The 24,887-nt window shown below is 40.4% G+C and carries 21 protein-coding genes; 9 read left to right on the forward strand and 12 right to left on the reverse strand.

The window, feature by feature from the left end; all coding sequences use genetic code 11:
• Positions 1-102: 102 nt before the first annotated feature.
• The 4 genes from C8P64_RS12900 to kdsA all read right to left on the reverse strand — a co-directional run bounded on the left by C8P64_RS12900 (position 103) and on the right by kdsA (position 4,833).
• A complete protein-coding gene (locus C8P64_RS12900; protein ID WP_108172497.1) occupies positions 103-957 on the reverse strand; it encodes a universal stress protein in 855 nt (284 codons plus the stop codon).
• A gap of 2 nt (positions 958-959) precedes the next feature.
• Complete coding sequence (locus tag C8P64_RS12905) at positions 960-2,585, reverse strand: BCCT family transporter (protein ID WP_108172498.1); 1,626 nt, start codon at positions 2,583-2,585, stop codon at positions 960-962.
• 20 nt (positions 2,586-2,605) lie between these two features.
• Positions 2,606-3,745, reverse strand: coding sequence for a hypothetical protein (locus tag C8P64_RS12910; protein WP_245889703.1), 1,140 nt, complete (start codon positions 3,743-3,745; stop codon positions 2,606-2,608).
• A 269-nt stretch (positions 3,746-4,014) separates the two neighbouring features.
• Positions 4,015-4,833 carry a 3-deoxy-8-phosphooctulonate synthase gene (kdsA, locus tag C8P64_RS12915; RefSeq protein ID WP_108172499.1) on the reverse strand — a complete coding sequence of 273 codons (819 nt, stop codon included), beginning with the start codon at positions 4,831-4,833 and terminating at the stop codon, positions 4,015-4,017.
• A 130-nt stretch (positions 4,834-4,963) separates the two neighbouring features.
• Between kdsA and C8P64_RS12920 the strand changes: the two genes are divergently transcribed.
• Positions 4,964-5,449, forward strand: coding sequence for a DinB family protein (locus C8P64_RS12920; RefSeq protein ID WP_108172500.1), 486 nt, complete (start codon positions 4,964-4,966; stop codon positions 5,447-5,449).
• 50 nt (positions 5,450-5,499) lie between these two features.
• Here the strand turns inward: C8P64_RS12920 and C8P64_RS12925 are convergent, their stop codons facing one another.
• The gene (locus tag C8P64_RS12925; RefSeq protein ID WP_108172501.1) at positions 5,500-6,048 is read right to left on the reverse strand and encodes a hypothetical protein; all 549 of its coding nucleotides are present in this window, start codon (positions 6,046-6,048) and stop codon (positions 5,500-5,502) included.
• 358 nt (positions 6,049-6,406) lie between these two features.
• On the opposite strand from C8P64_RS12925, the gene typA reads away from it, so the two are divergent.
• Positions 6,407-8,209 carry a translational GTPase TypA gene (gene typA / locus C8P64_RS12930; RefSeq protein WP_108172502.1) on the forward strand — a complete coding sequence of 601 codons (1,803 nt, stop codon included), beginning with the start codon at positions 6,407-6,409 and terminating at the stop codon, positions 8,207-8,209.
• 66 nt (positions 8,210-8,275) lie between these two features.
• Positions 8,276-8,521, forward strand: coding sequence for a uroporphyrinogen decarboxylase (locus C8P64_RS12935; protein WP_108172503.1), 246 nt, complete (start codon positions 8,276-8,278; stop codon positions 8,519-8,521).
• Between the two features lie 2 nt (positions 8,522-8,523).
• Here the strand turns inward: C8P64_RS12935 and ppgK are convergent, their stop codons facing one another.
• Complete coding sequence (gene ppgK / locus C8P64_RS12940; RefSeq protein ID WP_108172504.1) at positions 8,524-9,270, reverse strand: polyphosphate--glucose phosphotransferase; 747 nt, start codon at positions 9,268-9,270, stop codon at positions 8,524-8,526.
• 577 nt (positions 9,271-9,847) lie between these two features.
• Entirely contained in the window at positions 9,848-10,531 is a 684-nt protein-coding gene (locus tag C8P64_RS12950) for a cell division ATP-binding protein FtsE (protein WP_108172506.1), read from the reverse strand.
• Positions 10,532-10,777: 246 nt separating this feature from the next.
• Here C8P64_RS12950 and C8P64_RS12955 point away from each other — a divergent pair, with 246 nt between their 5' ends.
• Together C8P64_RS12955 and C8P64_RS12960 are read left to right on the forward strand one after the other, a co-directional pair.
• The gene (locus C8P64_RS12955) at positions 10,778-13,798 is read left to right on the forward strand and encodes a tetratricopeptide repeat protein (protein ID WP_108172507.1); all 3,021 of its coding nucleotides are present in this window, start codon (positions 10,778-10,780) and stop codon (positions 13,796-13,798) included.
• A 26-nt stretch (positions 13,799-13,824) separates the two neighbouring features.
• Positions 13,825-15,549: a TonB-dependent receptor gene (locus C8P64_RS12960; protein WP_108172508.1), complete on the forward strand. Its 1,725-nt coding sequence runs from the start codon at positions 13,825-13,827 to the stop codon at positions 15,547-15,549.
• A 196-nt stretch (positions 15,550-15,745) separates the two neighbouring features.
• Here the strand turns inward: C8P64_RS12960 and C8P64_RS12965 are convergent, their stop codons facing one another.
• Complete coding sequence (locus tag C8P64_RS12965; protein WP_108172509.1) at positions 15,746-17,146, reverse strand: amidohydrolase family protein; 1,401 nt, start codon at positions 17,144-17,146, stop codon at positions 15,746-15,748.
• A 148-nt stretch (positions 17,147-17,294) separates the two neighbouring features.
• On the opposite strand from C8P64_RS12965, the gene C8P64_RS12970 reads away from it, so the two are divergent.
• From C8P64_RS12970 to C8P64_RS12980, 3 genes are all read left to right on the forward strand, one after another.
• Positions 17,295-18,926 (forward strand): amidohydrolase, encoded by a 1,632-nt coding sequence (locus tag C8P64_RS12970; protein ID WP_108172510.1) that lies wholly within the window; start codon positions 17,295-17,297, stop codon positions 18,924-18,926.
• Between the two features lie 35 nt (positions 18,927-18,961).
• Complete coding sequence (locus tag C8P64_RS12975) at positions 18,962-19,894, forward strand: peptidylprolyl isomerase (protein ID WP_108172511.1); 933 nt, start codon at positions 18,962-18,964, stop codon at positions 19,892-19,894.
• Positions 19,895-20,092: 198 nt separating this feature from the next.
• Positions 20,093-20,638, forward strand: coding sequence for a YfiT family bacillithiol transferase (locus C8P64_RS12980; protein ID WP_108172512.1), 546 nt, complete (start codon positions 20,093-20,095; stop codon positions 20,636-20,638).
• Positions 20,639-20,662: 24 nt separating this feature from the next.
• On the opposite strand, the gene C8P64_RS12985 is transcribed toward C8P64_RS12980, so the two are convergent.
• Together C8P64_RS12985 and C8P64_RS12990 are read right to left on the reverse strand one after the other, a co-directional pair.
• Positions 20,663-21,307, reverse strand: coding sequence for a peroxiredoxin (locus C8P64_RS12985; RefSeq protein WP_108172513.1), 645 nt, complete (start codon positions 21,305-21,307; stop codon positions 20,663-20,665).
• Between the two features lie 99 nt (positions 21,308-21,406).
• A complete protein-coding gene (locus C8P64_RS12990; protein WP_108172514.1) occupies positions 21,407-21,964 on the reverse strand; it encodes a thioredoxin family protein in 558 nt (185 codons plus the stop codon).
• 65 nt (positions 21,965-22,029) lie between these two features.
• Between C8P64_RS12990 and C8P64_RS12995 the strand changes: the two genes are divergently transcribed.
• Positions 22,030-22,368, forward strand: a complete 339-nt coding sequence (locus tag C8P64_RS12995) for a tRNA-binding protein (RefSeq protein ID WP_108172515.1) — start codon at positions 22,030-22,032, stop codon at positions 22,366-22,368.
• Here C8P64_RS12995 and C8P64_RS13000 read toward each other — a convergent pair.
• Positions 22,365-23,078: a potassium channel family protein gene (locus C8P64_RS13000; protein ID WP_108172516.1), complete on the reverse strand. Its 714-nt coding sequence runs from the start codon at positions 23,076-23,078 to the stop codon at positions 22,365-22,367. The two genes, C8P64_RS12995 and C8P64_RS13000, sit on opposite strands and share 4 nt — an antisense overlap.
• 17 nt (positions 23,079-23,095) lie before the next feature.
• Positions 23,096-24,886, reverse strand: coding sequence for a TrkH family potassium uptake protein (locus C8P64_RS13005; protein ID WP_108172517.1), 1,791 nt, complete (start codon positions 24,884-24,886; stop codon positions 23,096-23,098).
• Between the last annotated feature and the right edge of the window lies 1 nt (position 24,887).

Genomic DNA, 24,887 nt, shown 5'->3' on the forward strand with positions numbered 1-24,887 from the left:
AAATTTAGGTATAGATTGATAGATGCCTAAATCTAAATAAATTATCCCCGATATTATAAAATTTCAGGACTTATTCGACGACTAACGCTTAGGAATGCAAATTTACTTCGCTATCCAAAGAGGAAGCTTCAGTGTAAGATCGAAAAGTTCATCCGTAACACTTCCCACTAAAAGTGAAGAAAATACGTTGCCTCCTTTATCTGCAACCATTAGTAGATCGGCTCCCGCCTTACCAGCTTCTGAAGTAAGTTTTTCAGCTACGCTAACATCGCGCCCGCGAATGATCTTAACATCGCAATCGGTTATTTTATATTTCTTGGCGAACTTTTCAAATTTCTCCCGGGTATGCTTTTCAATTTTCGGCACCATTTCCTCCTTGTTGAGGTAAGGGGTGAACTGTACCGGAACATTATAAATATTTACCGCAGAGATGCTCGCTCCGGTGTGGTTCGCCAGGACAGAAGCAGTCTGGAAAACCTTCGCAGATTGCTTGGAGAAATCTGTACCTCCCCAAATTTTATTCATACTGCATTTCACATTCTCCGGAACAGAAATAATATCACATTTAAGCAGTCGCATTAATTTATCGGAGACTATCCCAGTTCCTTCGCTTTTTGATTTATTACCAACCATTACCAGGTCGATCGCATATTTATGGACGATATAGTTAATGAGGGATTCTGTATAGGGATCTTCAGAAATAAGTACCTGCGATGGAGTGTCTGCTTTAAAATGCGTAGCAACCTTCTCGTCCAGTTCGTCGCTAATTAAAGTTTCCAGGTCCAGTTTTTCCAATTGTTCCTGGAATAGTTCTGAGATCTCGTATTTCTTAATATTATGTACAAAATATACCTTTTCTGGTTTCAGGGTATCACATAAGAATGAAGCATACCGTATGAGGTCTGTATCGGTTGAAGTAAGGTCAAGCGCGACAAGGATCTTATCTATATTTTTCATAATTACTGTTTTTTATCTGATTCCTGTAAATTTCTTTTGTTCACTATATCTGAAACGATCTCCTCGTAATTCTCCAGTTGTTTTTCGTCTTTTTTCTCTTTCAGTTTTTTCAGGTCTTCATTTAAACCTTTATAGAGGGAATAACACATGACCATTAAAATGATAGCGAAAGGCAAACCGGTAACTATAGTTGCTGTTTGCAGGGCCTGTAAGCCACCACCAACTAATAATACTGCAGCGACAGTACCTTCAGTAACCGCCCAGAAGATTCGTTGTCCCACAGGAGCATCTATTTTTCCTCCGGAAGTAAGGCTGTCTACCACTAGAGAACCTGAATCTGAAGATGTGATAAAGAATCCTGCAATTAATAGCACTGCAACCACATTAATGACCATCGATAACGGGTAATCCTGGAAGAATACGAATAATGCCGTAGCGATATCATCATTCACGGCCTGGCTTAGAGCGTCATTTCCAGACATGATCTCATTGATGGCAACGCTACCAAAAGCTGACATCCAGAAGAAGGTTACCAGAGAAGGAACCAGCAGTACTCCCAGTATGAATTCTCTTATCGTCCTTCCCTTGGAGATCCTGGCGATGAACATTCCCACAAACGGAGACCAACCTATCCACCAACCCCAGTAAAATACGGTCCAGTCGTTTTGCCAGTCGCCTTTGGTGAAGGTTTCACTCCAGGTAGAGATTTCCAGAAAATTGAAAAGATAACTTCCGGTATTTTCTACAAAAGATCTGAAAATAAAAATCGTTGGACCAAGAATAAGTGCCAGAATGAGAAGTACCACCGCGATTCTCATGTTCCATTCACTCAGAACCTTTACTCCTTTGTCTACTCCCAGGACCACTGAAGTTGTGGCAATTGCGGTTATTGCTGCAATAATGAGGATCTGGGTAGTAGTGCCATCGGGCAGGCCAAAGACATGGTTTAATCCTGAAGCGATCTGCTGAACCCCGAATCCTAGTGATGTAGCCAGTCCGAATAAGGTTGCCAGTACGGCAAAAATATCTATGATATCTCCAATTCTTCCGTAGATACGGTCCCCCAGGAATGGATAAAAGATAGATCTAATGGTAAGAGGAAGTCCCCTGGTATATGTAAAGTAACTAAGAGAAAGTCCCACCAGGGCATAAACGGCCCAGGCATGAAAACCCCAGTGCAAAAAGGTAAAATTCATGGCCTCTTTTGCTGCTGCCGCAGTACCAGCTTCAGCCATAGGAGGAGAATTAAAATGCATTACGGGCTCACCTACACTAAAGAATAAAAGACCAATCCCCATCCCGGCACTAAAAAGCATGGCGAACCAGGATAAGGTCTTGAATTCTGGTTTGGCATTCTGTCCACCAATACGAAGTTTTCCAAACCGGCCCAAAGCCAGGTAGAGAAGGAACACAAAAAAGATATTTATGGCGAGGATAAAAAACCAATCGGCACTCTCTGCCACCGTGTTTTGCAGTTCTTCAAAGAAGGTTTCTGCCTGTTCTTTGTAAATTAAGGTTAATGCGATGCTTATAATGATGAAAATAGAGGACGTAAAAAATACCGGACCGTTAACTTCCAGTCCGAATATGGATTTTTTCTCATCACTTCTGGTAACTTTCTCTGCCATATATCTAGTTTCTGTAGGGTTTAAAAATAATATCCGATATTAATATTGAATCTTGCTTCCCATTTTGCGTCAGGATTTCCAACACTAAAATCATCCACGAAATTTCCACCAAGCCACGAATGATTATAGCCGGCAGCGTAATCTATATATGTATAAACCTTCCCGGCGCTCACAAGAACTCCGGTAACGTTCATAAATGAATCTTCGAATCGATCAACTTTTTTATCCATGTAACCGAAGTCATTATAAAACTCCAGGTTACTAATAGGACCAAGTTTTACGGGAATACTTTTGGAAACAGCCGCAGTATATACACTAAAATCTGAAGCTACTTCATAAGGGACGCCGTAAGCTCCCATTTGCAGAATCTCGTCAGATTCTCCGGGTAAGTTCTTAGGATCATGATTAATGATCATTCCCTGTAATTTGATATTCCAGTTTTGCACATTCATCTCATAATGCAGAGCCAGCCCATTATGTGAGCCGGTCTCTTTAGTATCGAGATTGTATAAACCACCATATTGTGCCGAAACACCAAGCCTGCTCTTAATGGAATCACCGAACTTATAGATCAGTTTCCCATTGAACTGGTTTACTTCTTTATTCCTGCCCACTACATCATAGGAATACCTGTTGGGAGAAGATTCACTATCACCACCAAATGTCAATTCTTCAGAATTTTTATAGAAGGCGAGGTTGTATTCGAACCTGTCGTCTACATGCAAATATTTTACCCCCATATCGTGATCATCTTCCAGGCCAAAATAATAGGTGAGGTTGAAAAACCAGTTGTGCGAATTGTACTGCTGTATACCGAAAGGAACCTGGTTTAATCCAACCTGGATCTCATCCTGCTCATTGAAATGATAACCTACCCAACCCTGTTTTAGGAATCCTCCTCCAAATGCTTCAGAATACAGACGGTATTCAGCATTCAGATATATTTCTTTATAGGAACTGTTGAAATTGACTCTGAACATGTCGTACCCAAAATCACCACCACGGTTTTTCTGGCCTTCTTTCCACGAGGAAAGGTTATAGTTAAATCTTAATGCGCCGCCAACATCAACCTCCAGTTTATCCTGGGCATAAAGAGTCTGGTTTCCAGAAAGTGAAAAAAGAGAATAAATTGTGGCTAGAATGGTTAGTTTTTTAATCATCGGTAGGGTTGTAGAATTTCAAAATTAAAATAAAATCGCGTTAATGCTTGTGGTATGAGGCCTATTAACTTTAATTTAGAATGCTGAGGTTCAATTACTAAATTGTGTTAAAAGACAGTTTTAATTCGAAAATTGAAATTTTTGACCTGGTCAGTTACCGAAAATAAAATGATGAGATCTTGCTGAACTTTACTGTTTTTAGAAAACCTGAAAAAAAGAAAAAGCCACCTGATCCAGGTGGCTTTTTCTTTTGACTGAAATATAATATTTTAAAGTGTATTCACTGTCTTTCTGATAGCTACAAGATTTGTCAGTAGCTTTTCCAGGTGCGCAAGATCCAGCATATTTGCCCCATCGCTTTTGGCGTTTGCAGGATCAAAATGCGTTTCAATGAAAAGGCCATCTACATTATTTACAACTCCTGCCCGGGCAATAGTTTCAATCATATCTGGTCTTCCTCCGGTAACACCACTACTTTGGTTAGGCTGTTGTAATGAATGCGTTACATCCAGAACAGTAGGAGCGAATTCACGCATGGTTGGGATCCCTCTGAAATCTACGATCAGGTCCTGGTAACCGAACATGGTTCCGCGGTCTGTGACCATTACCTGCTCATTATTACAATCGGTTACTTTGGTCACCGCATGTTTCATAGCATCCGGGCTCATAAACTGGCCTTTTTTAAGGTTTACCACCTTGCCTGTTTCAGCCGCAGCAACTACAAGATCTGTTTGTCTTACCAGGAAAGCAGGGATCTGGAGAATATCTACATATTCCGCAGCCAATTTAGCATCGCTAATCTCATGAATATCTGTAACCGTAGGAATGTTGAAAGTCTCAGAGACCTTGCGAAGTATCTTTAGAGCCTTTTCATCTCCAATTCCGGTAAAACTATCAATTCTACTACGGTTTGCTTTTTTGAAGGAGCCTTTAAAAACGTAAGGAATTTCAAGTTTATCTGTGATAGCCACAACTTTTTCTGCGATCCTCAGGGCCATATCTTCGCCTTCGATAGCGCAGGGACCTGAAAGAAGAAAGAAGTTATTACTATCGGTGTGTTTTATATTAGGTATTTTGTCTAGTCTCATTATTTCAAAATTTGTCGCAAAGATAACTCAATTAATGCCGCATTGCAATTAAGCTATATTTTGAAATTGAATACCTCTGATTGTATTTTTCTGTAAATTAGGTAATTGTTTAATTTCAAGAATTTCAATTATGAAGATCCATGAGTTTCTAATTCCCCAATTGCAGCAGGAAGTGGCCTTAACCGAAAAGTTCTTAAAACGTATTCCGGAGGATAAAATGGGATGGAAGCCTCACGAAAAATCCATGACCATACAGCAGATAGCAAACCATTTAGCTGAAATTCCCGCCTGGATCACCGGTACTATGGAGGCCGAAGCCTTGGATCTAAAAGGATATACCTCGCCAGATCATGGAACGGTAGATGAGATCATAAAAGAGCTAAAGCAAAATACCGTCGCTGCCGAAACTTCGCTAAGAAAGTCTGATGAGGAATTTCACAGGACCTGGAAGATGACTAAAGAAGGAGAGACCTTATTTGAGATGCCAAAATTCAATGTTTTACAATCTATGGTATTGAATCAATTTCCTCATCACCGGGCACAACTGGGTGTCTATTTCAGGCTGCTGGATATTTCTGTACCCGCTACTTATGGGCCTTCGGCAGATGAGTCTTAAAATAAAAAAACCGCCAACTGGCGGTTTTTAGTTTTCCTATATAGTTTCTACTACATTTCATTCAGTTGCCCACAAGCTACTGGAATGGTGGCAACATATTCACCGTCATTATTAAGACCGTGAAGTACGATTACACGATCGTCAAGATCTGCCAGTTGAGCTTCGGTTAACACGTCATTCATACCTAGAGTGAAGGTTTTTTCATAAGATATGTTTCCATCGGCATCTGCCATTGGGAAATCATCTAGTGGCAATAATACCTCTCCGTAGAATGGAGCTCCTTCAGGAATTGTGATAATTCCATCTTCGTCTGCATCTGCAGAGGCTGGAGGACAGGTTGCTTCTTCACCATCACTCAATCCATGGATGTGCTGTGGGTGAGGCTGGTTTGGTTCCAGTCCCTGTGCTAATACAGTTACGGTTAATTGATCTCCGTTTTTGGTAACGGTCGCAGTTCCGCTAACTCCAGAGTCATTAAGATCTCCAAGTTGTGCGGTGTATGACATCATTTCGTTCATGTCGTCATTGTCATCGTCATCATCGCAACTAGCGAATCCAAGAAATAGTGTGGCTAAAAATAATCCTTTAATAATTTTCATAATATGATTTTATTTTGGCCGAAACTAGATAGAAAGCAGATTCTTCTGAAACTTTTTAGAATGGGTTTAACAGCATGGCGATTTTAATTTAACAGCACTAAAAAGCTAAGCTCTGCAGATTATTCTGTAGTTCAATTTGCTATGGAATATTTACAGGAAAACCGGATTGAAAAGATTAACGTTTTTGGGAATTTTTTTCATCCTGCGCTTTAATCTTGAATTTTTGAAATGCTTCCGGTTAAAATTAAATGGAGTGAGTGGTTGAAAGCTTCTGATTTACAGTAAATTAAAATCTTTTCATTATGCGCTGGTTTAGAGAAAAATAGCTGTACATTTGCAGCCTTAAAAATAAGGCTTCATGACAGCTATTAGAAATATCGCGATTATCGCACACGTTGACCACGGTAAAACAACCCTGGTAGACAAAATAATGCATCACTGTGAATTGTTCCGTGATAACGAATCTACGGGTGAACTTATCCTGGATAACAATGATCTTGAAAGAGAGCGTGGAATTACCATTACTTCCAAGAACGTTTCTGTAACCTATAAGGATACCAAGATCAATATTATCGATACTCCTGGCCACGCCGATTTTGGTGGTGAGGTAGAACGTGTTTTGAACATGGCCGATGGTGTTTTACTATTGGTAGATGCTTTTGAGGGACCAATGCCTCAAACGCGTTTCGTACTTCAGAAGGCGATCGATCTTGGATTGAAACCTTGTGTGGTAGTAAATAAAGTAGATAAGGAAAACTGTACACCAGAGGAAGTTCATGAAAAGGTATTCGACCTTATGTTCGAACTTGGAGCAGAAGAATGGCAGTTGGATTTCCCAACCGTTTATGGTTCAGCTAAGAACAACTGGATGAGTGACGACTGGAGAAACGAAACCGAAAATATCGAGCCTTTGCTTGATATGGTGATCGAGCATATCCCGTCTCCAAAAGTAGATCTTGAGGGAACTCCTCAAATGCTTATTACTTCTCTTGACTTCTCTTCTTTCACAGGACGTATCGCTATTGGTCGTCTTCAAAGAGGAACTTTGAAAGAGAATCAGCAGGTTTCTTTGGTGAAGCGTGATGGTAGCATCAAGAAAACAAGAATTAAAGAATTACATACTTTCGAAGGTTTAGGCCGTAGAAAGATCGAAGAGGTGCAGGCAGGTGATATTTGTGCGATCGTTGGTCTTGAAGGTTTTGAAATTGGTGATACTGTTGCCGATTTTGAAAATCCTGAAGGATTAAAGACCATCGCTATCGATGAGCCTACTATGAGCATGCTTTTCACAATTAACGATTCTCCTTTCTTCGGAAAAGACGGGAAATTCGTTACTTCAAGACATATCAAGGAAAGACTGTATAAGGAACTTGAAAAGAACCTTGCACTTCGTGTAGAGGAGACTGATAGTGCCGATAAATTCATGGTCTTTGGTAGAGGGGTTCTGCACTTATCTGTACTTATCGAAACGATGAGACGTGAAGGTTATGAACTTCAGATCGGTCAGCCGCAGGTAATCATCAAGGAAATTGACGGAGTTAAATGTGAGCCTATAGAAGAGCTTACTATCGACCTTCCGGAAGATGTTTCTGGTAAAGCCGTGGAAATGGTGACCATGAGAAAAGGGGAGATGTTGAGCATGGAAGCTAAAGGAGAAAGAATGAACATTCAGTTCCTTATTCCTTCTAGAGGTATCATTGGGTTGAGAAACCAGTTGCTTACCGCTACTGCAGGAGAAGCGATCATGGCTCACAGATATAAAGAATACCAGCCTTTAAAAGGTGGAATTCCAGAAAGACAGAACGGTTCTTTAGTATCTATGGAAAAAGGAAAAGCAATTCCTTATTCTATCGATAAACTTCAGGATAGAGGTAAATTCTTCGTAGATCCGGGTGAGGATATCTATGAAGGTCAGGTTATCGGTGAGAATTCACGTCAGGATGATATGGTAGTGAACATCACTAAAACCAAGAAGCTTTCTAACGTACGTTCTTCTGGAGCAGATGATAAAGCGAAGATCGTTCCTGCGATCAAGTTCTCTCTGGAAGAAGCTTTGGAATATATCCAGAAAGATGAATATGTAGAGGTAACTCCACATTTCTTAAGACTGAGAAAAGTTCTTTTAACTGAAAATGAAAGAAAAAGATCTAAAGCGATCTAATTGAAATTATATAATATTGAAAAGCCTGCCGTAAGGCGGGCTTTTTTATGAAATAAAACTAATCCCATGACTGAAATTTTTGGAATCACTATCACCGAATGGATAGGCTACCTGGCTTCTTTCTTTGTGTTGCTTTCTTTTCTTATGAGAAACATTGTAACCCTAAGATATGTGAACAGCATTGGCTGTCTTTTTTTCGTGGCCTACGGAATTCTTTTAGATTCATGGCCGGTGATCATCACCAACGTGGCGATCGTTTGTGTGAACATCTATTACCTGTTCATCAATAAAAAGCAGGTGCAGGAAGCTTAAATTTAGGTACTGTATTTATTTTTTGCAGCGTAGGCTGCACCAAGGATACCAGACCTGTTTCTTAATTCTGCTGGCACTAATTCGGTATTTACTTTCAGGAAATCCTCATATTGTTTCCAGTGTTTAGAAATTCCACCGCCAACGATGATGAGGTCTGGATTCAGTATTAAATGGGTGTAATTCAGAAAGACGTTGAAACGCTTTGCCCATTCCTTGTAGCTAAGGTCCTCTTTTTTCTTTGCCGAGGAAGCCGCCCAGTCTTCGATCTTTTCATAATCCAGGTAAGGGGTTTGGCCGAGTTCAAAATTGGGGATCAATTCACTATTAAGATAGGCGCCACTTCCTAATCCGGTTCCAACCGTTATCATTAATATAAACCCATCTTCGTTTTTACCGGCGCCGTAATTTACTTCGGCCAGCCCGGCAGCGTCGGCATCGTTGATCACTGTAAAATTAAGGCCTGTGGCTTTTTCAAATTCAGCCTCAACATTTAATCCCACCCATTTTTCACTTAGATTTCCTTCATCCTTGCAGATACCTTTCTTTATGATCGTGGGGAAACCACAACCTACAATTCCCTCGTAATTAAAATGCTCTACCATTTCTTTTACTTTTTCGGTGATCGCTTTGGGGGTGCGGGATCTAGGCGTAGGAATTCTGTGTCTGGGAGTTATAAGTTCACCTTTATAAAGGTCTACTACAGCTCCTTTAATGCCAGATCCCCCTATATCTATACCGAGTATTTCCATTTTATTTATTGAAGTAGCTACAAGTTATCAAAAATGAAAATTTCAGGGAAGGATTTTAGAAAGGATTATGAAGGAAAGCGATATTAAATTCCTTTTTTCATGCATCACGTCATGCTGTCCGATTGCTATCGGCATATTTCAGCATTTGTTGAGATACAGGAAGAGTTTGCTTCGTCGTTGCACTTCTCGCAAAGACGTTTCTTTGAAGAGTCTCTGCGAGCATAGCGAAGCAGTCTCACCTTAATAGGTTTTTCATGCTTTCCTGATTGCTATCGAGATATTTCAGCATTTCAGATACTGGAAGAGTTTGCCTCGTCATTGCATTCCTCGCAAAGACGTATCCTTGGAGTGTCTCTGCGAGCGAAGCGTGGCAATCTCATTTAAAGTATTTAAGACTCTTTCTTATTCCTTCTGTTATGCCGAATGGAGATAGTCATCGAAATTAGGATAAGAATATTTGCGACTGTGCGAAGCCAAAATCCAAGGTCAAAATCATTAGGATAGGCGTTCCAAAGATTTGCGAAAAGAAGTAATACAGTTAATATCGCAACGCCATAGGCGACCCTAATATCCTTCATTACACCGATTTCTGAACTACTTCAAAAACCCTTTGCCCGTCGCATTTTAAAGTTTTAGAAGGATACTTTAATAGAAGGGCATAGTCATGGGTGGCCATTAAGATGGTATTTCCATTTTTACTGATCTCCTGCAATACTTCCATTACTTCCACCGAAGTCTGAGGATCCAGGTTCCCGGTAGGTTCATCTGCCAGGATCAATTCTGGGTCATTAAGCAGGGCACGGGCGATCGCCACACGTTGTTGTTCCCCTCCAGAAAGCTGATAAGGATATTTAAATCCCTTGGTTTTCATGCCTACCTTATCAAGAACTTCGTCGATCTTGCTGTCCATTGCTTTTTTGTCTTTCCAGCCGGTTGCTTTCAGCACAAAAAGCAGGTTGTCCTTAATATTCCTGTCTGTAAGTAATTTAAAATCCTGGAATACCACTCCCAGTTTTCGGCGTAGGTAAGGAATGTCCTTTTCCTTTAAAGTTCGCAAGTTGAAATCCACAATATGGCCTTCTCCTTCGGTTAGGGGAAGATCTCCATAAAGGGTTTTCATAAAACTACTTTTTCCTGTTCCGGTCTTCCCGATGAGGTAAACAAAATCGCCTTTGTTCACTTTTACGTCCACTTCAGATAAAATAAGGCTTTCGCGCTGGTAGATTGCTGCGTTTTTTAATTCCAGAACAGGTTGAGACATGAAATTATTGGTTTGGTGTATTATACTGAATTATTTTTTCTTTAAAATCAATCGTCCTGATTATCATTTTATTGCCTCGTGGCACATTAAAATCAGGTATTGAAATAGCCTTTAAGGGCATTCAAATATACATTTTTCAAAAGGCGCTTACATACTTTTTTTTTCATTAACATAATTATAGAACTTAATCGCCGTTATAGAAGCAAGCTTTAAATTATCTTTGAATTCCAATCTAAAACACCTTAAATGACACTTAAAAGAGCTTACCTGCTAGTCGTTTTTATATCTATCTCATTTTCTGCTGTTTGCCAGCAATCTGCCGCATATACCCATGAGCTGGTAGACTTTAATCGCGCTCTGGAATTATATAATAACGAACAGTATTTAGCTGCCCAGAATCTCTTTGATGAGGTGATGGATGAAACCGATGATGAAAAGATCAAAGGGGACGCGGCTTATTATATTGCCAACGCGGCGGTTAGAATGAATCAGCCCGGAGCAGACCGGTTGATGGAGAATTTTGTGACCAGATATACTACGAGTACAAAGACCAATTCGGCCTATCTTGATGTAGCCGACTATTATTTCCAAACCGGAAAATATGCCCTTTCCAGGAGATGGTATGATCGTGTGGATGAAAAGGCCATGAGCAAGAAGGACCGTGAGCGTTTTTACTTTAATAATGGTTATGCCTATTTCAGGGCAAACCAGTTCGAAGAAGCTCAAACTTACCTGAACAGGGTTCGTGATTCCAAAGAATATGGAGCACAGGCGAAATACTATTTAGGATATATCGCTTATGAGGGCGATGATTATGAAGAAGCCAATGAATATTTCGAAGAAGTAAAAGGTAACGATCGTTATACCGAAGATCTTTCCTATTTCCAGGCCGATATGAACTTTAAACTTGGAAATTTCGAAAAAGCCATAGAGCAGGGACTGGAACAACTTCCGAAAGCTAATCGCCAGGAAATTCCTCAGCTGAACAAGATCATAGGTGAAAGTTATTTCAATCTTGGAAAATATGAAGAAGCCATTCCTTACCTGAAAGGTTATAACGGATTGCGCGGTAAATGGAATAATACAGATTATTACCAGTTAGGCTATGCTTATTACAAGCAGGGTAATTATGAAGCAGCGATCAATGAATTCAACAAGATCGTGGATGGTAAAAATGCTATCGCCCAGAATGCGTATTATCACCTGGCTCAATCTTACCTTGAATCTGGACAGAAGCAACAGGCCTTGAACGCCTTTAAGAATGCCAGTGAAATGGAATTTGATGCAAAGATCCAGGAAGATGCCCTTTATAATTACGCCAAGCTGAGTTATGAAATTGGTAACTCTTACGAGAGCCCTTCACAGGTTTTGATCAATTACTTGAACAAATATCCTGAGTCTGAGAACAGGCAGGCGATGGAAAGTCTTTTAATAGATTCATTCATCACTTCAAAGAATTATGAAGAGGCGATGAGATTACTGGAAAACAACAGGAATTTCAGCGATAAGCAGGCTTACCAGAAAGTAGCTTACTACTATGGTCTGGAACTTTTTGAAGAAGGGGATTATGAAGCTGCGATTCAGAATTTCGATAAAGCTTTAAAAGAACCTCGTGACCAGGATATCACTGCGAAAGCCACATTCTGGAAAGCTGAAAGTGAATACAGCATCAATAGAATGGAAGATGCCATCCTTGGATACCGTGAGTTTAAAGGAATGAGTGCGGCCAAGAATACCAAGGAATATGATGACCTGGATTATAATATTGGGTATGCTTATTTCAAAAAGAACGATTATTCCCAGGCGGTAAATTATTTTAAATCTTATACCTCCAGCCCGAATGCTGAAGGTGCCAAGAAAAATGATGCTTACCTGCGACTTGGTGATACTTATTATGTGACCAGCCAGTACTGGCCGGCTATGGAAGCCTATCAAAAAGCTATAGATAACGGGGTAAGCAACGCTGATTATGCGGCATTCCAGAAAGCGATAAGCTATGGCTTTGTAGATAGAAACGATACCAAGATCGAAGAGCTAAGCAGCTTTACCAGAAAATATCCGCGTTCGCCTTACCGTGATGACGCAATGTATGAACTGGGAAATACCTACGTGGCGGCAAATAATGTAAGCCAGGGGATCGAATCTTACAACCGATTGATCCGTGAGGTGCCTGAAAGTGCCCTTGTACCAAAAGCAATGTTGCGACAGGGACTTATTTATTACAATAATAATGACGGTAATAAAGCACTGGAACGCTTAAGAAAAGTGGTGGCAGAATATCCAAATACTCCGGAAGCCAAGCAGGCGGTTTCAACTGCCAGAAACGTATATGTAGATCTTGGAAGAACTGATGAATATGCCAGCTGGGTTAGAAATATAGATTTCGTGGAGGTAAGCGATGCAGATCTTGACAACACTACTTACGAGGCTGCAGAAAATCAATACCTGAACAATAATACCGATAAGGCGATCGCCAACCTGGAGAAGTATATTCAGAATTTCCCTAACGGAATTCATTCCATAAACGCCAATTTCTACCTGGCGCAGTTATATTACCGCAATGGAAATGTAGACAGGTCTATCCCGCATTATCGCTATGTAACTTCTAAACCTAAGAATGAATTCAGCGAACAGGCTTTAGCGAGATTATCTGAGATCTATCTGAAAAAGAACGATTATGCCCAAGCTTTTCCTTTACTTGAAAAACTGGAGGTACAGGCAGATAATGAGCAGAACGTGGTGTTCGCCCAGCAAAACCTGATGAAATCATATTACGAGACCGGTAACTTTAATAAAGCGAACGCTTACGCCGAGACGGTTTTAAACAATTCCAGCGCTGAAACTGCCGCCAGAAATGACGCCAGGATCATGGTAGCCAGAGCGGCTATAAAATCAGGGAATGATAACAAAGCTCGTTCAGCATATAAAGAAGTACAGAAAACCGCGACCGGGGAACTGGGAGCTGAAGCCCTTTATTACGATGCTTATTTCAAGCATAAAGACGGAAATTACGAAGCCTCAAATGCTGCCGTACAGATCCTGGCCAAGGATTTTTCAGGATATAAATTATGGGGAGCAAAAGGACTTGTCTTAATGGCCAAGAACTTTTATGCCCTTGATGATGCCTACCAGGCAACCTATATTCTGGAGAACGTTACCAAGAACTTTCAGAAGTATCCGGAAGTAGTAAAAGAAGCCCAGGCCGAATTATCCAGGATCAAAGCCCAGGAAGCAAAGACCAATTCTTCCGTAGAAACAAATAACTAAACTTAATCTAATAGATTCACTGCTATATGCAATTTAAAGCAATCAAGAAAAGTCTGTTTTTTAGTCTGTTCATATTTAGTGGGGTCCTATATGCCCAGGATCCTATTGGAAGCGAAAAAGTAACCGTTGTCAAACCTTATACGCCTTCGGTAAGAGATGCAAATAAGATAAGAGAAACCCCCAGCAGAAGCGATTCGGTAAGCCTGCAAAAGAAACCGGTGCAGTATTCGATATTTTCGGTGCCGGTAGCTTCAACATTTACCCCGGCGAAAGGTAGAGCGACTACTGTAGAAAGAGTAAGACCGCCTAAGGTGTATGATAATTATGCCACCCTTGGTTTTGGTAACTATTCTAACGTTCTCGCAGAATTCTATTCTAACCTGGAAATTGACCGAAGCAGTAATTTCGGGATCTTTCTTACCCATAATTCTTCCCAGGGTGGGATCGAGGATGTTCGCCTGGACGATAAATTCTATGATACCGAGTTAAACCTGAATTATAACACCAGGAACAGAGATCTTTCCTGGATGGCCGAAGTAGGTGGAGAGCACCAGCTATTCAACTGGTATGGCCTTCCAGAAACTGCCATCTTAACAAATGAGGAGCTGGCTAATATAGACCCGGCACAGAATTATTATTCGGTTTATTTAGGAAGTGAAATAGAATTGTATGATTCTTTCTTTGATAGTGCTAAAGCGCGTTTTCGCCATTCTGGTGATTCTTATAGCACGGCTGAAAATCATTTTAATGCCGAGGGATTATTTGAATTCGAGATCGCAGAAGAACTGATCTCGACAAAAATAGAAGCCGATATCGTAAATGGTGTTTTTGATAGAGCATATGATGTGAACAATGGTTACGATTATACTTTTATGAACTTTAGTGCGACTCCAAGCCTGCTAATTTTAAGAGATGATCTTAGTATCAATCTTGGGGTGGATTTCGTGTATGGAATGGATGTGGAAAATAGCGACGGAAGTTTTTATATCTATCCGCAGATATCTGCGAGTTACAGGCTTGCCGGCGATTATTTCACGGCCTATGCCGGGGTAGATGGAGACCTGCAGCAAAATACCTATTACAATTTTTACCAGCAGAACCCATATGTTTCTCCAACCTTGACGATCCAGCCTACAGATAATGAGTATAAAGGATATCTGGGTGGTAAAGGTAAACTGAGCAATGCCGTTTCTTATAACGCCAGGGCTAGCTACCAGTCGCAATTCAATAGAGCTCTTTTCAGAAGAAATTATGAAGCGGCTACTTTAGGTGGAGAGCCTTATACTTATGGAAATAGTTTTGAGGTGGTTTACGATGATGTAAAAACGCTTTCTTTTTATGCGGAATTGAATGTTGATGTAAACCGAAATTTCAGACTTGGAATAAACGGAGAATTCTTCGATTATAATACCGATGAACAGGCTGAAGCCTGGAACCTTCCTGCAATGAAGGCAAGCCTTAATGCCGATTACCAGATCACCGAAAAATGGTACACCGGCGCGAACCTATTCTATGTGGGAGAACGTAAGGATGAAAACAGGTCTATCAGCCTGGTTTTTGATGATCCTGTCGTGACCCTGGATAGCTATTTCGATGCGAATGCACATTTAGGATATCGTTTCAATGATCGATTATCTGCTTTTGTAAAAGGAAGTAACCTGCTGGATAATAACTACCAGAAATGGCTGGATTATGATGTACAGGGAATCCAGGTATTAGCTGGAGCGACCTATAAATTCGACTGGGATTAATAGAGACAAACTGAATAAAAAAACCGGGCTAATTTTAGCCCGGTTTTTTTTTGTCTTTATGTAGCTGTGAAGAAAATCGTTCATAAAGTAAAACCTCATAAACCTATTTTTAAGAAGCAGAAGGCGGCGGATATTTCTGAAGAATTTTATCACGATTTATATCAAAAATGAAAATGGAGTAAAAAGAATCATCCTGTTAATTTTTAACTGAATTAGTGATAGATGGTTTCAGCTCTGAAACCTTTAAAACCTTATTCTTTGTAACCACTGCATTGATAGATTCAAGATTTTCAATACTTTCCATAGGATTTTCAGAAAGGATAATAAGATCTCCGATTCTGCCTCTACCTATTTTTACATATAAATGTTGCAGGTCAAAGAATCTTGGGCCGTTCTTGATAGAGGTGAGCAATGCTTCCTGTGTATTTAACCCGGCATCAACTAAGGCTTTAAGTTCCTGATGTAAGGATTCTCCGGGATAAACAAAGGAGTTATAGGGACCGCAATCTGATCCCGCCAGTATCCTTATTCCCGAATCATACATAGGTCTGATCATTTTCTGAAAAACATTCTCGGGATAATCGCGCATACTGGAACCTGATTCTTTTGCCCGTTTAGCAGACATGATCCTGCCCTGATAAGTTTCCTGAATTCCCGGACCAATAAAATCAAGCAATTCGTCTCTGCTATGATCTGCGTCTGCGAGATCTTTCAGGATGCTTCCAATATTTAGAGTAGGGGTAACATAGAATTCTGCTTCCGCAAGTTCCTCAAAGACTATCTTTGCCACAGAATCATTGTAGGTACGGGCAAGTGGAATGATCATGGAATATCCTGATTTAACCTTTTCGATACTATCTTTTTTACCTGAAGTGGCTTTCATTACATAATACAGATGTTCATTCCCGTCTAAACCGAACTTTACAGCTTCCGTCACATCTGCAGATAAAGGCATGTGCCCTGTTACTTTCAATTTTCTTTTTTCAGCTTCTTTAATGATCTCGTAATACATCTCTTTGGTGATACTTCCGTCGTAAATTTTAATGTAGTCGGCATTCATCTTTTCAAGAGAATCCAGAGCCATCTGAACATCATCTTCAGTACTTACCGAAATTGATCCAGGCCAGGCCGGATTTTCGCCATCCAGTTTCGGGCCGGAAGAAAATATTCGCGGACCTTCCAGCTCTCCGTTTTCTATCTGTTCTCTCCACTTGAACACAGATTCACTGATATCTCCGCCTGCATCTCGTACGGTGGTAATGCCGTATTTCAGAAAAAGCGGTAACAGATCTTTGTTTTCAGAAATCAAGGTATCACCACCTCTAAAGTGTACATGGTTATCCCACAGCCCTGGCATCACGAAATTACCCTCGGCATCGTAGACTTCAGTAGCATTAAAATCGTTCCTGTTCCGCATGGTTTTTACCGCAATAATGGTATCATTTCGAATTGCCACAAACCTGTTGGGCCATTTTTTGTTTTGCTCTATATCCAGAACCGTAGCATTTGTAATAAGAAGATCCACCTCTTCTGGTTCTGAATTACAGGAAATCAGGCCTATCAAAAAGGAAAGAGAGAGCAGGAAAATTCGGTTCATAGATGTCGGAATTTGGAGATTTTTGTTTTTAAAAGTATCAATTTTAATTCAAATCGAATATCTATTGTGAACGCTGAAATATTCAAAACTCCTTATATAGAATAGCTTTCTTAATTCCTTTCTTTATTTTTAGGCAAAATTCTTTTAAATGAAAAAATTATCCGGATTACTATTATTAGCCATTTTCATGGTGAGTTGTGGCTCAAATAAAGAAAAAGCAGATCTGCTTATCTATAATGCGAAAGTCTATACAGTAGATGACAATTTTAGCGAAGTAGAAGCTTTTGTGGTAAAAGATGGAAAATTCCTGGAAACAGGAACTTCTGAAGCGCTAAGAGATAAATATGAATATTCAGAAAGTATCAATGCCGAAGGAAAAGCAGTATATCCTGGCTTTATCGATGGCCATGCTCATTTCTATGGTTTAGGAATGCAACAACAGCGGGTGGACCTTACCGGGACCAAAAGTTTTGATGAGGTAGTGGTGAGAATTGTTGAGTTTCAACAAAAGAATGGGGTAGATTTCATCGTGGGAAGAGGATGGGACCAGAATGACTGGGAGGTCAAGGAATTTCCGGCGAAGGATACCCTTGACGATCTTTTTCCTGATACGCCGGTAGCGATTACCAGAATAGATGGTCACGCCATGCTCGTAAACCAGGCCGCTTTGGATAAAGCAAATATCACTACCGAAACCGAATTTGATGGTGGCGATATCGAACAGAAGAACGGTGAACTTACCGGGATTTTGGTGGATAACCCCATGCTTAAAATAGAAAAGATCACCGATGATCTTGATATGGAAACTCAAATTAAAGCCTTGAAAGACGCCCAGGAGATCTGTTTTGGTTATGGCCTTACTACGGTGGTTGATGCTGGAATCGATAAGCAGGTCATCGAATTGATGGACAGCCTTAATGAATCTGATGAGTTAAAGATCAGGATCTATGCGATGGTAAGTAACACCAAAGAAAACCTAGACTTCTTCCTGGATAAAGGACCTTATAAAACAGACAGGTTGAACGTAAGATCGGTTAAATTCTATGGTGATGGGGCTTTAGGTTCCAGGGGAGCAGCTTTGAAAAAAGAATATTCAGATAGACCCGATCATTTTGGAGCTTTGCTTTCACCGGTTTCAGAATTCAAAGCTACGGCAGAACGTATCGCGAAATCTGAATTCCAGATGAATACTCATGCCATTGGGGATTCTGCCAATTATCTTGTATTAAAAACTTACGACTCACTTATTGGGGATGCTGATGACCGCAGGTGGAGAGTGGAACATTCGCAGGTGATAGATTCGGCAGATTTTAAATATTTCAGTAAAAACATTATTCCTTCTGTACAGCCAACCCATGCTACCAGTGATATGTACTGGGCTGAAGACAGGTTGGGATCTGAAAGGATCAAAGGAGCCTACGCATTTAAGAAGCTCCTTGATCAGGCTGGTATCGTAGCTCTTGGAACCGATTTTCCGGTAGAAGAAGTGAATCCTTTTTTAACCTTTTACGCAGCAGTAGATCGACAGGATACAGATAATTACCCTGAAGGAGGTTTTATGAAAGACCAGGCGCTTAGCCGTGAAGAAATATTAAAAGGAATGACCATCTGGGCAGCCTTTGCAAATTTTGAAGAAGAAGAAAAAGGGAGTATTGAGCCCGGTAAATTCGCAGATTTTATTATTCTGGACAGGGATATTATGAAGGTTGAAATAGACAGTGTACCAGATACGAAGGTCATCTCAACTTTTGTGGATGGCGAGCAGGTCTATAAAAATTAAACTGGATATCTTTGCACTCATCAAAAATTAAAAAAATGAACGACGGATTATATGCTAAATTTCATACTACCAAAGGAGAGATCCTGGTAGAACTGGAATACGAAAAAACGCCGGGAACTGTAGGAAACTTTGTTGGCCTGGCAGAAGGTAAAATAGAAAATGACCCAAAAGAAAAAGGAGAGCCATATTACGACGGTTTGAAATTTCACCGTGTGATTCCCGATTTTATGATACAGGGAGGTGATCCACAGGGAACCGGTGCTGGTGGCCCGGGATACCAATTCGACGATGAAATCCATCCCGAACTTAAGCATGACGCTCCTGGAAAACTTTCTATGGCTAATGCCGGTCCTGGAACCAATGGTAGCCAGTTCTTCATTACTCATGTGGAAACTCCTTGGTTAGACGGTAAGCATACCGTTTTTGGAAGTGTAGTAGAAGGTCAGGAAATTGTAGATAAGATCCAGCAGGGTGATAAACTTGATAAAGTAGAGATCATTCGTGAAGGTAGTGATGCTGAAAACTTTGATGCTGTACAGGCATTTGCAGATTTTAATGCTGAAAAAATAAAAAAAGAAGCCGAGGCAAAAAAGCAGGCGGAAGCTGAACTTGATAAACTGGCCGCAGGTTTTGAAAAAACTAAAAGCGGACTTCGTTATAAACTTATACAGAAAGGTGACGGTAAGAAAGCTGAAAAAGGTAAGAACGTTTCAGTTCATTACAAAGGCCAGTTGGCAGATGGTACTGTTTTCGATTCTTCATATAAGAGAAACAAACCTCTGGAATTCCCTGTTGGAGTAGGTCATGTTATTCCGGGCTGGGATGAAGGTATTCAATTACTTCATGTAGGCGATAAGGCGAGAATGGTAATTCCATCTCACCTCGCTTATGGCGAAAGAGGAGCGGGCGGAGTGATCCCTCCAAATGCGATCCTAATTTTCGACGTGGAGTTAATGGACGCTAAATAGAACTTTAAATAGTTTCCGTAGAATTAAAGTTATAACGTCACCCTGAACTTGTTTCAGGGTCTTCTAAAAAAGAGATGCTAAAACTCCCCAGGCTTTGGGACAGCATGACGATCTAAACGAGATTTATTTTAAGGTTCTAAACCCATAATATAATGATAAAACGCGCTGAAGTCTCAGCGCGTTTTTTTATTTTTAAGAATGAGTACAGATGAATTAGAAGTTTTGAAATATCCTATCGGGAAAGAAGAGATCCCAGAGGAAATAACTTCGGTCGAGATCAATGAATGGATCGATGATATTAGTGAATTGCCTCAAAAATTAAAAGAGGCTGTAAATAAGATTACCAAGAAACAGCTGGACACTCCATATCGCCCTGAAGGCTGGACCTTGAAACAATTAATACATCATATCGCCGATAGCCATATGAGCGCTTTGCTTAGATTTAAATGGGCGCTAACAGAAGATGAGCCAACCATCAAAGCTTATGATGAAAAGGCTTTTGCAGAGCTTTATGATTCCAGGCTGGCTCCCGTAGAAATATCTCTTGATTTTATTAGTGCCCTGCATGGGAAATGGGTGATCCTCTTAGAGAACATGAGTACAGATGATTTTGATAAGACCTTTGTGCATCCGGAAACGGGCCAGAGGTATACCTTAAAAGAAAGCCTTGGGCATTATTCCTGGCATAGCAGGCATCATTATGCCCATATGCACAATTTATTGCAAAGAAAAGGCTGGTTATAATACCAGCCTTTTTTATTGATCCAATTATTTTTTCAATTCCGGTTCAGGAGTCATTCTTAAATAAGGTTTTATCTCCTTATATCCTTTTGGGAACATTTTATCTGCTTCTTCATTGCTTACAGATGGGCTTATCACCACATCTTCGCCATGTTTCCAGTTAGCCGGTGTGGCTACCTTATTGTAAGCGGTAAGCTGCAGAGAATCTATCACCCTTAATAACTCATCAAAATTCCTACCGGTACTGGCGGGATAGGTAAGGGTCATTTTAATGGTCTTATCTGGCGCGATCACAAATACAGATCTTACGGTAAGTGTATCATCGGCTTTAGGATGGATCATTCCGTAGAGATCAGAAACCTTTCTGTCTTCATCGGCGATGATAGGGAAATTAACCGTGGTATTTTGAGTTTCGTTAATATCCTTGATCCAGCCTTTATGTGATTCCAGGCCATCGACACTGAGTGCCATAACCTTTACATCGCGTTTTTCGAATTCAGATTTATAATTGGCAACTGTACCTAATTCTGTTGTACAAACTGGAGTATAGTCTGCCGGATGCGAAAAAAGTATCCCCCAGCTATCCCCAAGGTAATCGTAGAAATTGATTTTTCCTTCTGAGGTTTCAGCGTCAAAGTTCGGGGCTTTGTCTCCTAATTTCAAATCACTCATAATCAATATATTTTTTTAATTAATAATAAAAACCTATTAAATCTATAGGTTTATAAATTTAAAGAAAATAACAGGCCAAAAATGCAAGATTCAGTTAAATTAATCCCTCCATTTTATATTACACCCAATACTGGGTTTCTGGTTCTCGGCAACCTTTCGGTTATTCAGTACTGCGTCCATAGCTTCTCTAAGATCTCTCCCGTTAGGGTGAATTCCATTTCCCGGCCGGCTTTCATCTAACTGGCCGTGGTAAATAAGTTTGAGTTCGTCATCAAATAGGTAGAAATCCGGGGTGCAGGCGGCATCATAAGCTTTGGCGATCTCCTGGGTTCCGTCAAAAAGATAGGGAAAGGAATACTGATGTTTGGCAGCATGCTCTTTCATCTTTACGGGACTGTCCTGCGGATATTTTGAAACATCGTTGCTCATGATTCCGGCGAAGCCGAAGCCAAGCTGCCTGTATTCATTAGCGATATGCACGATCTCCTCATTCACATGCTTTACAAAAGGGCAGTGGTTACAGATGAACATAATGACCGTGCCTTTCTCTCCCTTTATTTCGTCCAGGGTGATAAGGTGATCGGTGATAGTATCCACCAGTTTAAAATCGGGAGCTTTCGTTCCCAAAGCGATCATATTAGAAGGGGTAAGTGACATCTTTTTCTTTAAAATTAATTATTAATGCTGAATATTAGCTAATTTGAAGCCTTTAAAATAGAAAGATGAAAGAGATCGATTGGAATGATTTTGAAAAGATAGAAATGAGAGTGGGAACTATTATTTCTGCGGAAGATTTTCCGGAAGCAAGAAATCCTGCCTACAAGCTAACCATAGATTTTGGAGAAGAATTGGGTGAGAAGAGATCTTCTGCTCAAATAACCCGCAGATATACCCGGGAAGAATTATCGGGAAGGCAGATCATAGCGGTGGTGAATTTTCCAGTAAAGCGAATTGCGGGATTCAAAAGCGAATGCCTGGTGCTTGGTGTTCTTGGAGATAATAAAGATGTTGTTTTGCTTTCTCCAGATCAAAAAATGCCTAATGGATCTGTGATCGCTTAACCCAGGTCTCCTTCTTTAAATTTCTTATGCTCCTCAAGTAGTCTTTTGATGTTCTTATTGTGGCCGTATAAAACCATGATATCATCTTTATAAAGTACCGTATCGGCCCTGGCCACTCCGTTCACAGAAGCTTTTTCTGTTTCGGTGCCCAGTTCGTTTTTCGACGGTGACACGCTCATGGTGGTAAGTATAATGATATCGAACTGGTCTTTAATGTTCAATTCCTTAATGGTCTTCTCGTGGTATTCCTCAGGGATCTTGGTTTCTACGATACTAAAATCACTATCGATCTCGAAACTGTCTACCACTCCTTCCAGGTTCAGTTTTTGCGCCCAGCGGTCTGCGGTTTCCTTTTCTGGATGAATGATCTCATCTACCCCCATGGTTTCAAGTACCGTACGTTGTAGCGGATCTACAGCCCGGCTGATAAGTCTTTTTACCTTCATTTGTTTCATCACGGCGGCAGCCATGATATTTGCTCCCTTGTCTTCCCCGATTCCAATGATCACAACATCTGTATCATCCAGAGGTAAATTCTTTACCGCCTCCATATCTGTAGCATCAAGACTAATCGCGTGGGTGATCTTTTCCTTAATGGCTTCGACCTTGCTCATGCTAATATCCACGCCAATCACTTCATTTCCCATTTCGGCCAGTTTTTCTGAGATCGAAGCTCCAAAAACTCCCAGTCCTACAACTATATATTTCATCTGTTTGTCTTTCTTTTTTAGTTGATTAATATTTCATCTGTCGGGTAGCGGTAATTAAGGTGCTTAGCCCTTCTTAAAATGGCGATCAATAAAGTTAGCATACTAACCCGACCTATGAACATTGTAAAAATAATAACCACTTTGGAATATGATGACAGGTCTGAGGTAATTCCCGTTGATAGACCTACGGTACTATATGCCGAAAATGATTCGAACGCAATGCTAAGTAGTGACTTATCCTTGTCGAAGGTGGCTATTAAAAATATTGATAGTCCTATCACCAGCAGGGAAAGCGAGATTATAGAGAAGGCCCTTCTTACTGAGGCTTGTGAAATTTCCCTTCTATAGACCTCTATCCTGTCCTTCCCTTTGGCAAGGCTTAGAAAGTTTAAGGTAGCTACCGCGATGGTGCTTGTTTTAATACCACCACCCGTAGAGGCCGGTGATGCTCCAATCCACATAAGCAGAAAGATCATCATTAAAGTGCTTAAATTCAATGCGGTAATGTCTACAACATTAAATCCCGCAGTTCTTGGTGTGGCCGCGCTAAAAAATGCCGTAACGATCTTCCCGAACCAGTTATGTTCGGCCAGGGTGTTATTGTATTCAAAGGCGTAAAACCCAATTGTTCCAACTCCAAGTAATACAAATGTGGTTAAGATCACAATACGGGTGTTCAGGTTGATCACCCAGGGAGAATAGGGTAGGGGCCTGTTTTTCTTGATCTTCAGGATGAGGTTGGTGAAGATATATTTAATGTATTTATAAATATTCAGCACGATAGGAAAGCCAATTCCTCCTAATATAAAAAGCAAAGCGACGATGAGCTGTAAGGGATAATTGAATCTGAAATCCGGCTCATAGAGACTATTTTCTAAAGTGGAAAATCCGGCATTACAGAAACCGCTAACGGCATGGAATATCGAAAAGAAAAGCCGGTCTCCAATATGGGAAATTTCAGAGCTATTAAGGCTGAAATAAATAAAAATGGCTCCCAGTAATTCAACAATAAAAGTGATAAAAAGGATCTTTTTCAGGACACTGAAAACTTCTCCTATTTTTTCTGAATTGGTAGCATCCTTCAGCAATAATTGATTCTGATAGGAAGTTTGACCCCTGAAAAAATAACTGAAATAACTGGCAAAGGTCATGATCCCCAATCCGCCTATCTGCATAAGGAATAAGATGATCGACTGGCCAAAAAGAGTAAAATAGCTACCTGTGTCTACCACGATCAAACCGGTTACACATACTGCACTGGTAGAAGTGAATAGCGCATCCAGCAGGCTTATACCCTCATAAGTCGCCCTTGGCAACATAAGCAGGGCTGTTCCCGCCAGGATGATCAATAAGAAGCTGCCAATAAATATCTGTGCCGGATTAAGGTACCGGTTATTAAAATTGAATTCTATCGTAGAAAACTCCCTGATGAAGTAGACCAGGGCGGCAAGATAGAGGTAGGCCATTCTGTTCATGAACTCCAGCAAGGGAAAACTTTCCAGAACGAAATCTATTTTTACGAGGATAAGGATCGTCAAAAGTGCCCCAAGTAAGATATCGAAGATCCTGACCTTTAACCTAAAACGGATCCGGAACAAAAAATAACGCAGCAAAATTGCGATTACACCTATTAATAAGGCTCCAAAGTAGAAGTGGTTAAGTTGTTCTTCTTCTTTTTGAAGGTGCCTGAAGCCAAGATCGTATAAGGCGACCAGGACGGTAATAAGGCTTAATAAAAATGAAAATCGATTGAGATAGTTTAGGAACCTCTCATTTTTAAGCCAGCTTCTAAATCCTGAAAATTTCACC

It is taken from the genome of Christiangramia gaetbulicola (genome assembly GCF_003054225.1).
GTDB classification, from domain to species: domain Bacteria; phylum Bacteroidota; class Bacteroidia; order Flavobacteriales; family Flavobacteriaceae; genus Christiangramia; species Christiangramia gaetbulicola.

Excerpts from the sequence above, each read along its gene's own strand:
- C8P64_RS12900 (WP_108172497.1), bottom strand. The coding sequence starts at position 957 with ATGAAAAATATAGATAAGATCCTTGTCGCGCTTGACCTTACTTCAACC.
- C8P64_RS12905 (WP_108172498.1), bottom strand. The coding sequence starts at position 2,585 with ATGGCAGAGAAAGTTACCAGAAGTGATGAGAAAAAATCCATATTCGGA.
- C8P64_RS12910 (WP_245889703.1), bottom strand. The coding sequence starts at position 3,745 with ATGATTAAAAAACTAACCATTCTAGCCACAATTTATTCTCTTTTTTCA.
- kdsA (WP_108172499.1), bottom strand. The coding sequence starts at position 4,833 with ATGAGACTAGACAAAATACCTAATATAAAACACACCGATAGTAATAAC.
- C8P64_RS12920 (WP_108172500.1), top strand. The coding sequence starts at position 4,964 with ATGAAGATCCATGAGTTTCTAATTCCCCAATTGCAGCAGGAAGTGGCC.
- C8P64_RS12925 (WP_108172501.1), bottom strand. The coding sequence starts at position 6,048 with ATGAAAATTATTAAAGGATTATTTTTAGCCACACTATTTCTTGGATTC.
- typA (WP_108172502.1), top strand. The coding sequence starts at position 6,407 with ATGACAGCTATTAGAAATATCGCGATTATCGCACACGTTGACCACGGT.
- C8P64_RS12935 (WP_108172503.1), top strand. The coding sequence starts at position 8,276 with ATGACTGAAATTTTTGGAATCACTATCACCGAATGGATAGGCTACCTG.
- ppgK (WP_108172504.1), bottom strand. The coding sequence starts at position 9,270 with ATGGAAATACTCGGTATAGATATAGGGGGATCTGGCATTAAAGGAGCT.
- C8P64_RS12950 (WP_108172506.1), bottom strand. The coding sequence starts at position 10,531 with ATGTCTCAACCTGTTCTGGAATTAAAAAACGCAGCAATCTACCAGCGC.
- C8P64_RS12955 (WP_108172507.1), top strand. The coding sequence starts at position 10,778 with ATGACACTTAAAAGAGCTTACCTGCTAGTCGTTTTTATATCTATCTCA.
- C8P64_RS12960 (WP_108172508.1), top strand. The coding sequence starts at position 13,825 with ATGCAATTTAAAGCAATCAAGAAAAGTCTGTTTTTTAGTCTGTTCATA.
- C8P64_RS12965 (WP_108172509.1), bottom strand. The coding sequence starts at position 17,146 with ATGAACCGAATTTTCCTGCTCTCTCTTTCCTTTTTGATAGGCCTGATT.
- C8P64_RS12970 (WP_108172510.1), top strand. The coding sequence starts at position 17,295 with ATGAAAAAATTATCCGGATTACTATTATTAGCCATTTTCATGGTGAGT.
- C8P64_RS12975 (WP_108172511.1), top strand. The coding sequence starts at position 18,962 with ATGAACGACGGATTATATGCTAAATTTCATACTACCAAAGGAGAGATC.
- C8P64_RS12980 (WP_108172512.1), top strand. The coding sequence starts at position 20,093 with ATGAGTACAGATGAATTAGAAGTTTTGAAATATCCTATCGGGAAAGAA.
- C8P64_RS12985 (WP_108172513.1), bottom strand. The coding sequence starts at position 21,307 with ATGAGTGATTTGAAATTAGGAGACAAAGCCCCGAACTTTGACGCTGAA.
- C8P64_RS12990 (WP_108172514.1), bottom strand. The coding sequence starts at position 21,964 with ATGTCACTTACCCCTTCTAATATGATCGCTTTGGGAACGAAAGCTCCC.
- C8P64_RS12995 (WP_108172515.1), top strand. The coding sequence starts at position 22,030 with ATGAAAGAGATCGATTGGAATGATTTTGAAAAGATAGAAATGAGAGTG.
- C8P64_RS13000 (WP_108172516.1), bottom strand. The coding sequence starts at position 23,078 with ATGAAATATATAGTTGTAGGACTGGGAGTTTTTGGAGCTTCGATCTCA.